This is a genomic window from uncultured Roseovarius sp., assembly GCF_947259555.1.
In the GTDB taxonomy this organism is placed as follows: domain Bacteria; phylum Pseudomonadota; class Alphaproteobacteria; order Rhodobacterales; family Rhodobacteraceae; genus Roseovarius.
Genome location: NZ_CAMYMD010000012.1, coordinates 54,092 through 69,869 on the forward strand (window position 1 = coordinate 54,092; position 15,778 = coordinate 69,869).

A 15,778-nucleotide genomic window follows, 5' to 3' on the forward strand; every position below is an offset into this window, starting at 1 on the left:
GTTTCCGAATCAAAAGCAATCTCGCAGCGCGCTCACATGATCTTGCCGATTGCAGGACATGCGCCCGACAATTCGTGATCCACGAGCTTTATAGGCCTGTCGCACATGGCCAACGCGGCACATCAACCCTCAGCAGAGCAAGTCCTGAGCCGTCAACGTCGCTTGCGCTCTACCTTGCGCTTGGCCTTGGCGGCCTTGTGCTTGGCGGCGGCCTGCTTGCGCCGGGGCGGCTTGCCGCGCCCGCCGCGCCCGCCCTTGGGCATCTGTTCGCCCTCGATGCTCACTAGATCGAGCGCGATACCGCCCGACACCGGCGCCGCCTCGGCCAGCCGCACCGTCACACGCTGTCCCAGCCCGATGGTCAGCCCGGTATCCGAGCCCATCAGCGTGCCCGCCTCGCGGTCGAAATGAAAGAACTCGCGCCCGAGGCTGCGCACCGGAATAAGGCCATCCGCGCCCGTTTCATCCAGCCGCACGAAAACGCCGAACTTGGCGACACCGCTGATCCGCCCGGTGAATTCCTCGCCCAGCCGTTCCGACAGGAAGGCCGCCAGATAGCGGTCATTGGTGTCGCGCTCGGCCATCATCGAGCGGCGCTCGGTCTCGGAAATATGCTGTGCCGTCGCCTCCAGCCGCTCGATCTCGGGGCCCTTCAGCCCGTCCTCGCCCCAGCCATGCGCGGCGATCAAGGCACGATGCACGATCAGATCGGCATAACGCCGAATGGGCGAGGTGAAATGCGCATAGGCCTGCAAGGCAAGGCCGAAATGCCCGAAATTCTGCGGCGCGTAATAGGCCTGTGTCATAGCGCGCAGGGTCGACATGTTCACGACTTCGGAATGATCGGTGTCGCGCGCGGCATGCAACAGCGCGTTGAGATGCGCGGTGCGCAACACCTGCCCCTTGGCCAGCACCAGCCCCGCCGCCTCGGCCACGTCGCGCAGCGTCTCCAGTTTTTCGGGGGCGGGTTCCTCATGCACCCGGAACAAGAGCGGCGACTTGCGCGCCACCAGCGTCTCGGCGGCCGCCACATTGGCCAGCACCATGCATTCCTCGATCAGTTTATGCGCGTCCAGCCGGTCGGCAAAATTGACCGAGAGCACCTTGCCCTCGTCGCTCAGCACCACCTTGCGCTCGGGCAGGTCCAGATCGAGCGGCTGCCGTTTGTGACGCGCCTTTTGCAGTGCATCATGCGCGGCATAAAGCGGGCGGATCACCTCGTCCATCAGCGGCCCGCACTTGTCATCCGGCGCGCCATCTATCGCGGACTGCACCTGCTGATAAGTCAGCGAGGCGGCAGAGCGCATCAGCCCCCGCACAAAGCGATGCCCGACCTTCTCGCCTGCGGCGTCGATCTGCATCCGCACCGCAAGGCAGGCGCGCGGCACGCCCTCGTGCAACGAGCACAGATCTCCCGACAGCCGGTCTGGCAGCATCGGCACCACGCGATCCGGAAAATAGCTGGAATTGCCGCGTCTGCGCGCCTCGGCATCGAGCGCCGAGCCGGGGCGCACATATTGCGCCACATCGGCAATCGCCACCCAGATGACATGCCCGCCCTCATTCTTGGGGTCGTCATCGGCATGCGCCCAGACGGCATCGTCATGGTCGCGCGCGTCCGACGGGTCGATGGTGATCAGCGGCAGGTCGCGCAGATCGTCGCGGCCAGACAAACCAGCCGGTTTCATGGCGTCCGCCTCGGCGATCACCTCGTCGGGGAATTCGTCCGGGATACCGTGCTGATGAATGGCGATAAGAGACACCGCCTTGGGGGCCGAGGGGTCGCCCAACCGTTCCAGCACCCGCGCGCGGGGCAGGCCAAGGCGGCTCTTGGGTCCGGCCTGTTCGGCCTCGACCAACTCGCCATCCTGCGCGCCGCCTGTGGCATCGCGGGCGACCAGCCACTCCTTGCCATCGCCCTTGTCGATGGGCACGATCCGGCCGCCTTCCTCGCCATGGCGAAACACCCCCAGCACCTTGCGCGGATTGACCCCGATACGGCGGATGAGCCGCGCCTCGTAATGATGCGCCTCGGCCTTGACCTCTTGCAGGCGCGCAAGGATGCGGTCGCCCTCGCCCAGCGCGGGATCAGAGGCGCGCGGGATGAACAGCACCACCGGCTCGACCCCCTCGCCCTGCCATTCCAGCGGCTTGGCCAGCAATTCGCCATCCGGCGTTAGCCCCGAGATCTGTAACACACTCACCGGCGGCAGGCGGTCGGGATCGCGGTAGGTCTTCTTGCGCTTCTCAAGATGGCCCTCTTCCTCCAGCTCCTTCAAAAGGCGCTTGAGGTCGATTCGCGCAGCCCCCTTTATTCCAAAGGCCTTGGCGATATCGCGTTTCGCGGTGAGGGTCGGGTTGTCCGAAATCCATTGCAGAATGTCGGCCTTGCTGGGCATCTGACTCATGGCATGGCCCTAGCACGTAGCCGTCCTGCCGTCATCCGCGAAACCGCGGCCCATCAGGCGAACCTTAGAGATTTCTTCACCGTTTCGCCGCTATCTTCGTTTGAGGTCGGGACAAGGGTACGCAATGAACAGCTCCACTCCATTGGCGCGGATAGGCGGCACGGCACCGCACGGCGCCGCCCCGCATCTGACCCGCACACAAAAGGCCGCGATCATTGTCCGCTTCCTGCTCAACGAGGGGGCGGAGATTTCGCTGTCGGACCTGCCCGACGGGTTGCAGGAGCGGTTGACCACACAGATGGGCACGATGCGCTACGTGGATCGCGGCACTCTGGCAGACGTGGTCGCCGAGTTCGCACAAGAGCTTGAGGGCATGGGCCTGACCTTTCCACGCGGCGTGGCCGGCGCGCTCTCCGCGCTCGATGGGCGCATCAGCCCGCAAACCGCCGCGCGCCTGCGCAAAGAGGCCGGCGTGCGCCAGTACGGCGACCCTTGGGAGCAGGTGAAACAGGCCAAGATCGATGCGCTCATCCCGATCATCGAACGCGAAAGCACCGAGGTCGCTGCCGTCATGCTGTCCAAGCTGGATGTCTCGAACGCCGCGGAGTTGCTCGGGAAATTACCGGGCGATCTTGCCAGACGGATCACCTATGCGGTCTCGCAAACCGGATCGGTCAGCCCCGCAGCGGTGGACCGCATCGGTCTGGCCCTCGCGGCGGAATTGCACGATATCCCCGACTCCGCCTTTGCCGAAGGCGCGGTGGAGCGCGTGGGCGCGATCCTCAATTTCTCTCCAGCCGCCACGCGCGATGACGTGCTGACAGGGCTGGACGAGACCGACCAGGATTTTGCCACGCTCGTGCGGCGCGCGATCTTTACCTTCGTGCACATTCCGGAACGCGTCGAACCAGGCGATATTCCACGCATCACCCGCGAAATGGATCAGACCGTGCTCGTCACCGCGCTCGCCAGGGCGGCATCGAGTGATCTTGCACCGGTAGCGGAGTTCATTCTCGGAAATCTGGGCAAGCGCATGTCCGAGGCGCTTCGCGAGCAGATGCAGGAGCGCGGGCGCGTTCGGCTGCGCGACGGCGAAGATGCCATGACAGACATGGTCAATGCGATACGCACACTTGAGGCGGCAGGCGAGATCGCCTTTGTCAGCCCCGAAGACGACGACGAGGAGGAGGACGCACCCGCCTGACCACTGGACAAGCAGAAATGGCCCGCCTAGGCTGAGACCATGAGCGATTGGAATGGACGCCGCTGGCACGACATGGGCGGACAGGCTGCCGGGCCTGTGCCGATGGATGGCCATGATTTTGCCCTCTGGGAAAAGCGCGTCGATGCGCTGATGGTGCTCTGCGGTCAAAAGGGTCTGTTCACTGTCGACGGGTTGCGCCGCGCGCTCGAGGACATGGGCGAAGACGCCTTTGACACCATGAGCTATTACGAGCGTTGGGTCGCCGCCGTGAACCAGAACCTGCTAGAGACGGGCGCCTACAGTATCGAAGAGCTTGGCACCCGCATGGACGAGATTGCCACACGCGGCCCGACCTATGCCGAGGCTCAAAATGGCTGAACGCGTTCGCGTCAAGACGCTGATGCCTCCGGGGCATGTTCGTGCGCCGTGGTATCTGCGTGGCAAGGTCGGCGTGATAGAGCGGCGCTTGGGCGCGTTTCACAACCCCGAACAATTGGCCTATGGCCTCCCCGCCGCCAAGAAACCACTGTATCGCGTGCGGTTCACCATGGCGGACATCTGGGGCAACGAGGCCGAAAACCCGTCTGACACGCTCGACGCCGAGATTTACGCGCATTGGCTGGAAGAGGCGGACACCCATGCCACATGATCATCACGACCACGATCATTTTCACCACGAGGGCATGAGCCCCTCGGGCCATCCCTATCGCGCCGACAATGACGGCCCGCTCACATACTGGCAGCGTATGGAGATCGCCATACGCGAATTGTTGATCGAAAAGGGCCAGCTGACCCCGGCAGAAATATCCGGGCAGATCGACGCGATGGATGCGCGCAGCCCGGCCAACGGCGCGGCTGTCGTGGCACGCGCTTGGGTCGATCCGGCATTCAAGGCGCGGCTTCTGAGCGATGCCGCGAGTGCAAGCCGCGAGATGGGCTTTGACATAGGCCCGCTCAATCTGATCGCGGTCGAGAACACGCCGCAGACGCATAACCTGATCGTCTGCACGCTCTGCTCGTGCTACCCGCGCAATCTTCTCGGCCTGCCCCCCGACTGGTACAAGACCCGCGAATACCGGAGCCGCGCCGTCCGCGAACCGCGCGCCGTCCTGCAAGAGTTCGGCCTCGACCTGCCAGACACGGTCACCGTGCGCGTGCATGACAGCACCGCCGACATGCGGTACATCGTGCTGCCTGCGCAGCCCGAGGGCAGCGAGGATATGACCGAGGCCGAATTGGCCGATCTGGTCACGCGCGATTCGATGATCGGCACAGGCCTGCCACGCCAGCCCTGACAGGGTTGTGATCGCGTCCGGGCGCGCGTATCTGTCCCGGCAGCAGTACAAGGCAACCTGATGAGCGACGATCGTCCCGCTTTCCCATCGCGTCTGACCGACACGGCGATCGGGATGGCACTGTATGCGCCCATCGCCGTGACCAGGCTGTTGCCTTACCGCTGGCGCATTCCCGTGATCGGCTGGCTCTCGGCGAGGGTCGTGGCCCCGATTGCAGGCTATGACAAACGCGTGCGTGACAATCTCGCGCATGTGCTGCCCGACCTGCCCGAAACCGAAGTCCGCAAGCTGATGCGCGCCGTGCCGGACAATGCCGGGCGAAACATGGCAGAGCTCTACTCCACCAATGATTTCATCGCACGTGCGCGGCAGTCCCGCGTCAGCGGCCCCGGCCTGGAGGCAATCCGGCAGGCGCGCGCCGACGGCCGCCCGATCATCTTTGTCACAGGCCATTTCGGCAGCTTCAACGCCGCGCGCATCGCAATGATCGACCAGGGCTTTTCCATGGGCATCTTTTATCGCCGCATGCACAACCGCTGGTTCAACCGTCGCTACACCGCCGCAATGGCGGCCCTGAGCCAGCCGATGTTCGAGCAGGGCCGGCGCGGCATGATGCAGATGGTCAAGCATCTGCGCGGTGGCGGTGTGCTGGCGATCCTGACCGATCTCAACGCGCATGATGGCGTCCCGCTCGATTTCTTCGGCAAACCGGCCCTGTCGCCGCTGGCAACCGCCGAGCTGGCACTCAAGTTCAACGCACCCTTGGTCCCAACTTGGGGCATCCGGTCCGACAACGGCCTTGATTTCGAAATCCTGGTGGAAGAGCCGATCGAGCCGACCGACCCGGTCACCATGACCCAGGCGGTCAATGACCGGCTCGAGGCCCAGGTGCGCAAGCGCATGGATCAATGGTTCTGGATTCACCGCCGCTGGAAAGACGGGACCGGGCCACTGGCCGATCGCGGTGCGGCGCAACTTGCGGCGCATCAAGATATCAACACCTGAGTTTTCCAATGTGCGGGCGTTTCGTCATCACCCTGCCCCAAGACGCCATGGCGCGTCTTTTTGGGGCCGCCCCCGACAATGACCTGCCCGGCGCACCCGATTACAACGTGTGCCCCACAACGCGCATCGCGGTCGTGCGGCAGGGTCCAAACGGCCAGAGGCGGCTCTCGGCGCTCCGCTGGGGCTTCTTGCCAAGCTGGTATGACACGCCCACCGATGGGCCGCTCCTGATCAACGCCCGAGCCGAGACCATCGCCGACAAACCGGCCTTTCGCGAGGCCGCACGCAGCCGGCGCTGCCTGATCCCCGCCACAGGCTTTTACGAATGGACCCGTGACGCGGACACCCGCCTGCCGTGGTTCATCCAGAGGCGGGACGGTGCGCCTCTGGCACTGGCCGGGATATGGCAGAGCTGGACGCGCGGGCCCGACACCCTTGAGACATGCGCAATCGTCACCTGCGCCGCAAACGAGACCATGAGCCGCCTGCACCACCGCATGCCGGTCATTCTCGACAGCGATGACTGGCCGCTATGGCTCGGAGAAGCCGGGCACGGCGCGGCGCGGCTGATGCGGCCCGCCTCCGAGGACATGCTTGAGATGTGGCGCGTCACGCCGCGCGTAAACTCCAACCGCGCCACCGGAGCCGACCTGATTGACCCCATCGACGGCGAGACAGGGGCCTGAGGGGCTTCTTTGATGCCGCCCCCCTTTTCTAACCCCATGCAAAGGATATATAGAGCCGTTGAACAGAGCCCAGCCCCGTGACACACATTCGACAGCGCGAGACAGATGATCAAGCATCCGATTCACATGACCGGGCATGACGAGGACGCGGACGACCCGTCGGTCGTGGTCGCCACCAAGCCCAAGACCAAGCGCCCGCCGCTCTACAAGGTCCTTCTGCTCAATGACGATTATACCCCGATGGAGTTCGTGGTGGCCGTTCTTGAACGGTTTTTCGGGATGTCCCATGCGCAGGCGTTTGAAATCATGTTGACCGTGCACAAGAAAGGTGTCGCCGTCGTGGGTGTATTCAGCCACGAAATCGCCGAGACCAAGGTCGCGCAGGTGATGGATTTTGCTCGCCGTCATCAACACCCGCTGCAATGCACCATGGAAAAAGAATAATTTGGCCACCGCAGCGCGCCTGACCCATGCCATTGCCGAACGCGCCGTGACGCTGCCCGGGACAGGCCGCATTGCCGTGTTCGCGCCACGCGCCGAAACCGATCTTTCAGCCCTGCCAAAAGAGCGCGTTCAGGTCTTGACCACGTTCAAGCCGGATCACGATCATTTCGCGTCACTGGGGTATGACTGTGCCGTTGCCCCCGAAGGCCGCTATGCGGCCGCTATCGTGTGTTTGCCCCGCGCCAAGGCCCTGACACGCGCCACGCTCGCCTTGGCGGCGTCAGTGACGGACGGGCCTGTGATTGTCGACGGCGCCAAGACCGACGGGATCGAATCGATCCTGCGCGATTGCCGCCGTCGCATGACGGTCGGCACACCGATGTCCAAGGCGCATGGCAAGGTCTTTGCCATAGAGGCCGGCACGGACCTGACCGATTGGGCCACCTCAGAGCCGCGGACCATCGAAGGCGGCTACATGACGGCACCCGGCGTCTTTTCCGCCGATGCAATTGATCCGGCCTCGGACATGCTCGCCCGCAATCTGCCACCCAAGCTGGGCGCGCATGTCGTAGATCTGGGCGCAGGCTGGGGCTATCTCTCCGCCAATGCCCTGACACGCGCAAGCATCGAGCAGATTGATCTGGTCGAGGCCGATCATGCCGCGCTCGCCTGCGCGCGGACCAATGTCACCGACCCGCGCGCCCGGTTTCACTGGGCGGATGCCACCCGCTGGCAGGGCGAGGCCCGCGCCGACAGCATCATAATGAACCCGCCATTTCACGAGAGCCGCAGCGCCGACCCCGATCTTGGCCGTGGCTTCATCCGGGCCGCGGCAGGCATGCTCAAACCTTCGGGGGCGCTCTGGATGGTGGCCAATCGCCACCTGCCCTACGAGACAACGCTCGCGGAGTGCTTTGCCTCGGTCTCGGAGGTCGCGGGCGACACGAAGTTCAAGATTCTTCACGCAACGCGCCCGGCTCGTCAGCTTCGGCAGAATCGCCTAGACTGAGCGACGCAGATACAACCTGAAAGGCCAATCATGTCATTCTCGATCTCTGGCAAGACCGCCATCGTCACCGGCGGTGCCAATGGTGTCGGCCTCGCCATCGGGCGCCATTTTGTCGACAAGGGCGCGAATGTCGTCTTTGCGGATATGGACGAGGCGCGACTGATCAAGGAATTGGGCGAGAATGACGACAACAGCAACATCCGTTACTTCGCCGGCGATTTGCGCGAAAAGCTGACCCAAGCCAATCTGCTCTCGGCCACGATCGACGCCTTCGAGCAGGTCGATATCCTCGTCAATGCGTGCCGTCAGGTGGTGCCCTCTGACCCTTTGAATCCGGATGACGACGCTGTTGAAATGCTCTTGCAGCAAAATCTTCTGACGTCGCTTCGGATGAGCCAGCAGGTCGCCAAGCGCATGATCAAGCAATCCGGCGATCAGACCGAAGGTGTGGCCGGCACCATCGTAAACCTGTCGTCCATCGCCGCGCGCCGCACCCATCCCGACCTCATGGCCTATTCGATCTCCTCCGCCGCGCTCGACCAGATGACCCGTAGCCTCGCCGTGGCCCTCGCGCCGCATCGCATCCGGGTCAATGCCGTGGCCTTCGGATCGGTCATGAGCGCCTCACTCAAGGAAACACTGCGCGAGCACAAGGATTACCGCGAGGATATCGAATGCCACACGCCGCTTGGGCGGATCGCCTCGGCAACAGAGCTGGCAGAGGCGGTGCAATATCTCTCCTGTGACGGCTCCAGCTTCATGACCGGGCAGATCATGACCATGGATGGCGGTCGCACCCTGCTTGATCCCGTGGCCGCGCCCGCGCATTAATAGCCAAGCCGCTGCACAGGAATGACCGATGAGTGAAGACTTTACCGAAAAGAAAGCCCGCGCCGCGGCGTGGTTCCGCCACTTGCGTGACGAGATCGTCGCCGCGTTCGAGGCGCTGGAAGACAACCACGCCAACGGCCCCATGTCAGATGCCGAACCGGGCCGGTTCGAGGTCACCAAGACCAGCCGCACCAGTGACGATGGTTCGGACGCAGGCGGCGGCCTGATGAGCGTGATGCGCGGCGGACGCGTGTTCGAAAAGGTCGGCGTCAACGTCTCCGAGGTCTACGGCACGCTTGGCGAGGCCGCGCAAAAGGCGATGGCGGCGCGCGGCGTACCGGGTATGGACGACGACCCGCGCTTCTGGGCCTCCGGCATCAGCCTTGTGGCGCATATGCAAAACCCGCATTGCCCCGCCGTACACATGAACACCCGGATGTTCTGGACACCCGGCGCGTGGTGGTTCGGCGGCGGCTCCGATCTCAACCCGTGCATTGAATATGCCGAGGACACCGCGCATTTTCACGCTCAGCAAGAGGCGCATCTCGCCCCGCATGGCGAGGATCTTTACGCGCGCCTCAAGGACTGGGCGGACGAATATTTCTATATCCCGCACCGCCACCGGGCGCGCGGCGTGGGCGGCATATTCATGGATGACCGCAACACTGGCGATTGGGAGGCGGATTTCGCGCTGACCCAGGACATCGGGCGCGCATTCCTGCCGGCCTATGTCCCCCTCATTGAAAAGCGCCGCTCACAGGAATGGTCAGAGGCCGACAAGGACGCGCAGCTTGTGCATCGCGGTCTCTACGCCGAATACAATCTGGTTTATGATCGGGGCACCAAGTTTGGCCTTGCCACCGGGCATGATGCCAATGCCGTCCTGATGAGCCTGCCGCCCATGGCAAAATGGGTGTGAACAACGGCCAACGGCGCGAAGATTTCGCTTGATGCGCATCAAGCGGCAGTGCTATCCAGAGCGCCGCGGCGGGTATGGTGAAAAGGTATCACGAAAGCTTCCCAAGCTTCAGTTACGGGTTCGATTCCCGTTACCCGCTCCAGGGCTTTTTCGCGAAATCAGGTGCGCAGCTCCGCAAGGATCGCGTCCGCTGCGGCGCGCGGAGCATCCGCCGCCCAGATCGGCCGCCCGACGACAATGTGATCCGCCCCGTCGGCAATGGCCTGAGCCGGGGTCGCCACCCGCTTTTGATCACCCAATGCGCTGCCCGCAGGCCGCACGCCGGGCGTGACAATCAACCGGCCCGTGGCCTCGGGCAAGGCCCGGATCATTGCGGCCTCCTGAGGGCTGGCAATCACGCCATCGGCCCCGGCCTCAAAGGCGCGCCCCGCGCGCTCGGCCACCAGATCGGGCAGATCTCCCGGCTTGATGAGACCGGCATCCAGATCGGCACGGTCGAGCGAAGTGAGGATCGTCACGGCAAGAATCTTGAGCGGCTTGCCCGCCGCCCCCTCCTTGGCGGCACGCACCACATGCGGGTCGCCATGCACGGTCAGGAAATCGAGATCGAATTGCGCCAGCCCGCGCACTGCGTTCTCGATGGTCGCCCCGATATCAAACAGCTTCATATCGAGGAAAATGCGCTTGCCATGCTCTGATTTCAGCTCGTTGGCCAGCGCCAGACCGCCCCCCGTGAGCATCCCGAGACCAATCTTGTAAAAGCCTACAGCATCCCCCAGTTGCTCTGCCAGCGAGAGCCCTTCGAGCGCGTTCGGCACATCGAGCGCCACGATCAAGCGGTCATCGGTCATAGCGGCGCTCTCCTTGTGTCAGGTCTCGCGCCCTTGTTGCGGCAGCACTGCCGCACGTCAAGCCTACCTGTGCAATTCGTCAAACGCCGTGTCCGCCGCAGCGTCGCGGCGCAGGTCTTCCACTCTGATTCTCAAGATATGCATCACTGTTACCCCATTCGATCATTACACTGTCAACGGATAGCGCCATCGACATTTTACATGCGTATGCCTAAGCCACCTGCGCGGCGAAATAAGGGGGGAAGATCCTGCGCCCCTTCCCTGCAAGCGCCGGGAGCTTTGGACCATGCCGCACAGCGTTTCCTGCCGCCTCCGTCTTGAACCTCACGTCGGCGTTACCCATTTATCACTCAAGGTTCCCGACCGCCGCATGCCTATCTCAGGGTGCGCGACCGGGGTAACGCTTGTAAAAAGGAGAACGCCCATGGACTTCAACAAGTTCACGGAACGGTCGCGCGGGTTCATTCAGGCCGCACAGACCATCGCGATGCGCGAAAGCCATCAGAAACTCGCCCCCGAACATCTGCTCAAGGCGCTCTTGGATGACCCCGAGGGGCTGGCCAGTAACCTGATCAAACGCGGCGGCGGCGATCCCGCGCGCGTGACGCAGGCCAATGATCTGGCCCTGGCCAAGATCCCGCAGGTCTCGGGCGATGCGGGCCAGACCTACATGGACCAGCAGACCGGCAAGGTGCTGGCCGAGGCCGAGAAACTGGCGCAAAAGGCCGGTGACAGCTTCGTTCCCGTGGAACGTATCCTGACCGCGCTTGCCGTCGTGAAAAGCCCCGCCAAAGAGGCGCTCGATGCCGGTGGCGTCAGCGCGCAACAGATCAACGAGGCGATCAACGACATTCGCAAGGGCCGCACCGCCGACACCGCGAGCGCCGAGGACACCTATGAGGCGCTTGAAAAATACGCGCACGATCTGACAAAGGCCGCCGAAGAGGGCAAGATCGACCCGATCATCGGGCGTGACGACGAGATCCGCCGCGCCATGCAGGTGCTCAGCCGCCGCACCAAGAACAACCCGGTGCTGATCGGCGAGCCGGGCGTGGGTAAAACCGCCATCGCCGAGGGTCTCGCCCTGCGCATCATCAATGGCGACGTGCCCGAGAGCCTGCGCAACAAGCGCCTGCTGTCCCTCGACATGGGCGCGCTCATCGCCGGGGCCAAGTATCGTGGTGACTTCGAGGAACGCCTCAAAGGCGTGCTGAACGAGGTAACCTCTGCGGCAGGCGAGATCATCCTCTTCATCGACGAGATGCACACGCTCGTGGGCGCGGGCAAGACCGATGGCGCGATGGATGCGGCGAACCTGATCAAGCCTGCCCTCGCACGCGGTGAGTTGCACTGTATCGGTGCGACCACGCTCAACGAATACCGCAAGCATGTGGAAAAGGACGCGGCCCTTGCCCGCCGGTTCCAGCCGCTTGTGGTCGAAGAGCCGACGGTCGAGGACACGATCAGCATCCTGCGCGGCATCAAGGAGAAATACGAGCTGCACCACGGCGTGCGCATCTCCGACTCGGCGCTGGTGACGGCGGCGACGCTCTCGCACCGCTACATCACCGACCGCTTCCTGCCCGACAAGGCCATCGACCTGATGGACGAGGCGGCCAGCCGCCTGCGCATGGAAGTGGACAGCAAGCCCGAGGAATTGGACGCGCTCGACCGCGACATCCTGCAAAAGCAGATCGAATGCGAGGCGCTGCGCAAAGAGGACGACGCCGCCTCCAAGGACCGGCTGGCCAAGCTGGAACGCGAACTGGCCGAGTTGCAGGAGCATTCCTCCGAGATGACCGCGCAATGGCAGGCCGAGCGCGACAAGCTGGCCTCCGCCCGCGATCTCAAGGAGCAGCTTGACCGCGCCCGCGCCGAGCTCGACATCGCCAAGCGCGAGGGCAATCTCGGCAAGGCGGGCGAGCTCAGCTACGGCGTGATCCCGCAGCTTGAGAAAAGGCTGGCCGAAGCCGAGAACCAGGGCGATGACGATGTCATGGTCGAAGAGGCCGTGCGCCCCGAGCAGATCGCGCAGGTCGTGGAACGCTGGACCGGCATCCCGACCGCCAAGATGCTCGAAGGCGAGCGCGAGAAGCTTCTGGGCATGGAGAGCAACCTGCATCGCCGGGTGATCGGTCAGGACACCGCGGTCAAGGCCGTGGCCAATGCGGTGCGCCGCGCCCGCGCGGGCCTCAACGACGAAAACCGGCCCCTGGGCAGCTTCCTCTTTCTCGGGCCAACCGGCGTCGGCAAGACCGAACTGACCAAGGCGGTGGCGGAATTCCTCTTTGACGACGACAGCGCGATGGTCCGCATCGACATGTCGGAATTCATGGAGAAACACTCCGTCGCCCGCCTGATCGGCGCGCCTCCGGGCTATGTCGGCTATGACGAGGGCGGTGTGCTGACCGAGGCCGTGCGCCGCCGTCCCTATCAGGTGGTGCTCTTCGACGAGGTCGAAAAGGCGCATCCCGAGGTGTTCAACGTCCTGTTGCAGGTTCTCGACGATGGCGTTCTGACCGATGGACAGGGCCGCACCGTTGACTTCAAGCAGACGACCATCATCCTGACCTCGAACCTCGGGTCGCAGGCGCTCAGCCAAATGCCTGAAGGCGCGGACGCCGCGGCGGCCAAGCGCGATGTGATGGATGCCGTTCGGTCGCATTTCCGGCCCGAATTCCTCAACCGTCTGGATGAGATCGTGGTCTTCGACCGGCTCACGCGCGACCAGATGGACGGGATCGTCGATATACAGATGGCCCGCCTGCTCAAACGGCTCGCCACCCGCAAGATCCAGTTGGATCTTGACGATGGCGCCCGCAAATGGCTCGCGGACGAGGGGTATGACCCGGTCTATGGGGCACGGCCCTTGAAACGCGTGATCCAGAAGGCCCTGCAAGATCCGCTGGCAGAGGCGATCCTGGCAGGCGATATTCTCGACGGGGCTGTCGTGCCGGTGACCGCCGGGGCCGAAGGGCTCATCATCGGCGAGCGGGTTGGCACCACCAACCAGGAACCGCCGCAGGACGCGGTTGTGCATTAAATATCAAAGCGCCCCCTGACATGCTCAGGGGGCGCTTTTGGTCCGGGCCGAAAATTGGGGGCCTCGCTAGGGCACTTGCGCACCATCGCCAATGACCGCGTCAGGCCACCCCCCATTACCGCCCATGACTGCGATCATAGCCGTTGCGCGCCGGGCTTTGCCAGCCGCGCAACGCCCCCTCCACAGGCCGAAACACCTCGACCATCAGCGGATAGCAGGCGGCGGAATCGCTGGTATGTTCCGCCGAACAATCCCCACCCGGGCACGCACTCAACGCCCCCAGCAGGTCGATCTCGGCAAGGAACTCCAGATAATCGCCGGGCCGCACCGGGCTCGCCTTCATGAAATACTGCCCGGTGTCGCGGGTGAACCCGGTGCACATGAAGACGTTGAGCACGTCATGCACATGCCCCTCCGCCTCGGGCAGCGACAGGCCCAACTCATCCGCCACCGCGCGCGTCAGGTTGGAATGGCAGCAATGGTGATACTGCACCCCCGACAAGAGGTTGCCGGTATAGGGATCGCAGCGCGTGCCGATCACGTCATGCACCGAGCCGCCGAACGCGTCGATCCCGTACCATTCCAGCGTATCCTCCACGATCGTCGCCATCGGGCGCAGATGCGGAAACGACGACCACAGCCGCTCGCCCCGCGTCACATGGGTGCCATGCAGCGCCCGCGTCTTGCCGGAATAGAACCGCTCCGACAGGTCATGCGCATTCCACAGGTTAAGGTCGCCGACCTGCGGCCCCTCGATGCTGCTGATCCGGAAAAACTCGCCCGCGCCCACGCGAAAACAGGCCGCCTCGCGCGGCGGCACCACTACCTCGGCCACCTTCTCCGCCCCCTCGCGCGCCGCCGCATAAAGCGCCAGATCGGGCACCGGCAGCGTCTCGTTGGGATAACAGATCACAGGGGCCACGGCGCGGCGGTCGGCGGCATCGGCGGGGGCTTGGCTCATGGCATCACGTCCTCTTGCGGCGGGGGTCGTGGCAGACCTTCGGCGCGGTCCCGTCGGATGTAAAGACCTCAGCGCCACAGGCCACGCAATGCCAGCGCCGCCGCAGATCGCAGCCGCTCACCCGGTATTCGCGCCACCTGCAATGCCGCGTCGCGCGGTTGGAAAAGATCAGCACGAGGACAAAGGCAACGATCAGCCCGACGACAACGATCACGCGCCCTACCCCCTGGCCAGCGCGTCTATCATGTCACCGAACTGGCTGTAGCTGCGTGCCTGTTCCTCCGGCGAGGATCCCGCCGCCGGATGCCCCTCGGGCGCATCGGCATAATCGAAATTCACCCCGGTCCCCTCGATGATCCGGTTCATCATGTTAAACAGCGCACAGACCTGCACCGCCTCGTAGAGCGCGCCCTCCGACCAGCCCGCATCATAAACCGCCTGCGCGTCCCGCTCCACCAGCTTGCTCGGCAGGGTGTTGAGCTTGGCCACATAGGCCAGCACCGGGCGCAGCCTGTCGTCCACCGGCGCGCTCTCCACATCGTCGATCAGCGCATCTATCAGCGCGCCATCGATCCCGAACACCTCGGCATAGGCGCGATGCGCCCCCGCGCAGAACGTGCAGGCATTGAGCGCCGAGACATAGGTCGCGATCAACTCCCGCTCGCCCACGCTCAGCTCGCCCTCGCTTCGCAAGATGCCATCGGTATATTCCAGCAACGGGCGCACATTGTCGGGGTAGCGCGCAAAGAGGTCCATCAGATGCGCGGGGTCGGGCAGGCTCGGCAATAGCGGCATATCGGTGTCTCCTGTGTTGCGCGCGATCCTCCCGCAGCCCGGCCCAAAAGAAAACCCCCCGCCCCAACGGGCAGAGGGAACATTGCTGTGAGCGCAGGATACAGGCGTGTCTCAGCCGTCGTAATAGGCGTACATCTGCTCCAGCACGCTCAGGCTCGGCGCCTCGGGCCGGTTCGCCGGGGCCTCGGGGGTGTAATAGACCTCAACCCAATCAGGCAGCGCGGGGAACGGGATCACAGGTTTCTCGACCGGATAAGCCATTGCTTTTCTCCATTTTTCGGACAGGACAAAGGTAGTCCTCTGCGCTGCGGCGAAAAACCGACAAAC

17 protein-coding genes and 1 tRNA gene are annotated in these 15,778 nt (G+C 64.0%); 12 read left to right on the plus strand and 6 right to left on the minus strand.

Going from position 1 to position 15,778, the window contains the following annotated elements; all coding sequences use genetic code 11:
* Positions 1-152: 152 nt before the first annotated feature.
* A complete protein-coding gene (rnr, locus tag Q0X85_RS01860) occupies positions 153-2,408 on the minus strand; it encodes a ribonuclease R (protein WP_297768218.1) in 2,256 nt (751 codons plus the stop codon).
* Between the two features lie 124 nt (positions 2,409-2,532).
* Here rnr and Q0X85_RS01865 point away from each other — a divergent pair, with 124 nt between their 5' ends.
* The 11 genes from Q0X85_RS01865 (at position 2,533) to Q0X85_RS01915 (ending at position 9,943) form a co-directional block, all read left to right on the plus strand.
* Positions 2,533-3,612, plus strand: coding sequence for a FliG C-terminal domain-containing protein (locus Q0X85_RS01865; protein ID WP_297768221.1), 1,080 nt, complete (start codon positions 2,533-2,535; stop codon positions 3,610-3,612).
* Between the two features lie 39 nt (positions 3,613-3,651).
* Positions 3,652-3,990 carry an SH3-like domain-containing protein gene (locus Q0X85_RS01870; RefSeq protein WP_297768224.1) on the plus strand — a complete coding sequence of 113 codons (339 nt, stop codon included), beginning with the start codon at positions 3,652-3,654 and terminating at the stop codon, positions 3,988-3,990.
* Positions 3,983-4,261, plus strand: a complete 279-nt coding sequence (locus tag Q0X85_RS01875; RefSeq protein ID WP_297768227.1) for an SH3-like domain-containing protein — start codon at positions 3,983-3,985, stop codon at positions 4,259-4,261. Before Q0X85_RS01870 ends, Q0X85_RS01875 begins: the two co-directional genes overlap by 8 nt.
* Positions 4,251-4,907: a nitrile hydratase subunit alpha gene (gene nthA / locus Q0X85_RS01880; protein ID WP_297768230.1), complete on the plus strand. Its 657-nt coding sequence runs from the start codon at positions 4,251-4,253 to the stop codon at positions 4,905-4,907. Before Q0X85_RS01875 ends, nthA begins: the two co-directional genes overlap by 11 nt.
* A gap of 60 nt (positions 4,908-4,967) precedes the next feature.
* Positions 4,968-5,912 carry a lysophospholipid acyltransferase family protein gene (locus Q0X85_RS01885; protein WP_297768232.1) on the plus strand — a complete coding sequence of 315 codons (945 nt, stop codon included), beginning with the start codon at positions 4,968-4,970 and terminating at the stop codon, positions 5,910-5,912.
* Positions 5,913-5,920: 8 nt separating this feature from the next.
* A complete protein-coding gene (locus Q0X85_RS01890; RefSeq protein WP_297768235.1) occupies positions 5,921-6,598 on the plus strand; it encodes an SOS response-associated peptidase in 678 nt (225 codons plus the stop codon).
* Between the two features lie 105 nt (positions 6,599-6,703).
* A complete protein-coding gene (clpS, locus tag Q0X85_RS01895; RefSeq protein WP_297768237.1) occupies positions 6,704-7,042 on the plus strand; it encodes an ATP-dependent Clp protease adapter ClpS in 339 nt (112 codons plus the stop codon).
* 1 nt (position 7,043) lies between these two features.
* On the plus strand, positions 7,044-8,051 hold the full coding sequence (locus Q0X85_RS01900; RefSeq protein ID WP_297768240.1) for a class I SAM-dependent methyltransferase: 1,008 nt from the start codon (positions 7,044-7,046) through the stop codon (positions 8,049-8,051).
* 30 nt (positions 8,052-8,081) lie between these two features.
* Complete coding sequence (locus tag Q0X85_RS01905; RefSeq protein WP_297768243.1) at positions 8,082-8,882, plus strand: SDR family oxidoreductase; 801 nt, start codon at positions 8,082-8,084, stop codon at positions 8,880-8,882.
* A gap of 28 nt (positions 8,883-8,910) precedes the next feature.
* Entirely contained in the window at positions 8,911-9,801 is an 891-nt protein-coding gene (gene hemF, locus Q0X85_RS01910; protein WP_297768246.1) for an oxygen-dependent coproporphyrinogen oxidase, read from the plus strand.
* Positions 9,802-9,869: 68 nt separating this feature from the next.
* A tRNA-Gly gene (locus Q0X85_RS01915) sits at positions 9,870-9,943 on the plus strand.
* Positions 9,944-9,959: 16 nt separating this feature from the next.
* Here Q0X85_RS01915 and pyrF read toward each other — a convergent pair.
* Positions 9,960-10,652 (minus strand): orotidine-5'-phosphate decarboxylase, encoded by a 693-nt coding sequence (gene pyrF / locus Q0X85_RS01920; RefSeq protein ID WP_297768249.1) that lies wholly within the window; start codon positions 10,650-10,652, stop codon positions 9,960-9,962.
* Between the two features lie 424 nt (positions 10,653-11,076).
* On the opposite strand from pyrF, the gene clpB reads away from it, so the two are divergent.
* Positions 11,077-13,695 carry an ATP-dependent chaperone ClpB gene (gene clpB, locus Q0X85_RS01925; RefSeq protein WP_297768251.1) on the plus strand — a complete coding sequence of 873 codons (2,619 nt, stop codon included), beginning with the start codon at positions 11,077-11,079 and terminating at the stop codon, positions 13,693-13,695.
* A gap of 115 nt (positions 13,696-13,810) precedes the next feature.
* On the opposite strand, the gene Q0X85_RS01930 is transcribed toward clpB, so the two are convergent.
* The 4 genes from Q0X85_RS01930 to Q0X85_RS01945 all read right to left on the minus strand — a co-directional run bounded on the left by Q0X85_RS01930 (position 13,811) and on the right by Q0X85_RS01945 (position 15,712).
* A complete protein-coding gene (locus Q0X85_RS01930; RefSeq protein WP_297768253.1) occupies positions 13,811-14,656 on the minus strand; it encodes a DUF1989 domain-containing protein in 846 nt (281 codons plus the stop codon).
* Positions 14,657-14,660: 4 nt separating this feature from the next.
* Positions 14,661-14,870 carry a hypothetical protein gene (locus Q0X85_RS01935; protein WP_297768255.1) on the minus strand — a complete coding sequence of 70 codons (210 nt, stop codon included), beginning with the start codon at positions 14,868-14,870 and terminating at the stop codon, positions 14,661-14,663.
* Positions 14,871-14,875: 5 nt separating this feature from the next.
* Positions 14,876-15,451 (minus strand): peroxidase-related enzyme, encoded by a 576-nt coding sequence (locus Q0X85_RS01940; RefSeq protein ID WP_297768257.1) that lies wholly within the window; start codon positions 15,449-15,451, stop codon positions 14,876-14,878.
* A 111-nt stretch (positions 15,452-15,562) separates the two neighbouring features.
* Positions 15,563-15,712, minus strand: coding sequence for a hypothetical protein (locus Q0X85_RS01945; protein ID WP_297768259.1), 150 nt, complete (start codon positions 15,710-15,712; stop codon positions 15,563-15,565).
* Between the last annotated feature and the right edge of the window lie 66 nt (positions 15,713-15,778).

Coding starts and splice junctions, on each gene's coding strand:
- clpB (WP_297768251.1), top strand. CDS start 11,077: ATGGACTTCAACAAGTTCACGGAACGGTCGCGCGGGTTCATTCAGGCC.
- Q0X85_RS01940 (WP_297768257.1), bottom strand. CDS start 15,451: ATGCCGCTATTGCCGAGCCTGCCCGACCCCGCGCATCTGATGGACCTC.
- Q0X85_RS01865 (WP_297768221.1), top strand. CDS start 2,533: ATGAACAGCTCCACTCCATTGGCGCGGATAGGCGGCACGGCACCGCAC.
- clpS (WP_297768237.1), top strand. CDS start 6,704: ATGATCAAGCATCCGATTCACATGACCGGGCATGACGAGGACGCGGAC.
- Q0X85_RS01870 (WP_297768224.1), top strand. CDS start 3,652: ATGAGCGATTGGAATGGACGCCGCTGGCACGACATGGGCGGACAGGCT.
- Q0X85_RS01945 (WP_297768259.1), bottom strand. CDS start 15,712: ATGGCTTATCCGGTCGAGAAACCTGTGATCCCGTTCCCCGCGCTGCCT.
- Q0X85_RS01885 (WP_297768232.1), top strand. CDS start 4,968: ATGAGCGACGATCGTCCCGCTTTCCCATCGCGTCTGACCGACACGGCG.
- Q0X85_RS01875 (WP_297768227.1), top strand. CDS start 3,983: ATGGCTGAACGCGTTCGCGTCAAGACGCTGATGCCTCCGGGGCATGTT.
- rnr (WP_297768218.1), bottom strand. CDS start 2,408: ATGAGTCAGATGCCCAGCAAGGCCGACATTCTGCAATGGATTTCGGAC.
- nthA (WP_297768230.1), top strand. CDS start 4,251: ATGCCACATGATCATCACGACCACGATCATTTTCACCACGAGGGCATG.
- pyrF (WP_297768249.1), bottom strand. CDS start 10,652: ATGACCGATGACCGCTTGATCGTGGCGCTCGATGTGCCGAACGCGCTC.
- Q0X85_RS01930 (WP_297768253.1), bottom strand. CDS start 14,656: ATGAGCCAAGCCCCCGCCGATGCCGCCGACCGCCGCGCCGTGGCCCCT.
- Q0X85_RS01890 (WP_297768235.1), top strand. CDS start 5,921: ATGTGCGGGCGTTTCGTCATCACCCTGCCCCAAGACGCCATGGCGCGT.
- hemF (WP_297768246.1), top strand. CDS start 8,911: ATGAGTGAAGACTTTACCGAAAAGAAAGCCCGCGCCGCGGCGTGGTTC.
- Q0X85_RS01905 (WP_297768243.1), top strand. CDS start 8,082: ATGTCATTCTCGATCTCTGGCAAGACCGCCATCGTCACCGGCGGTGCC.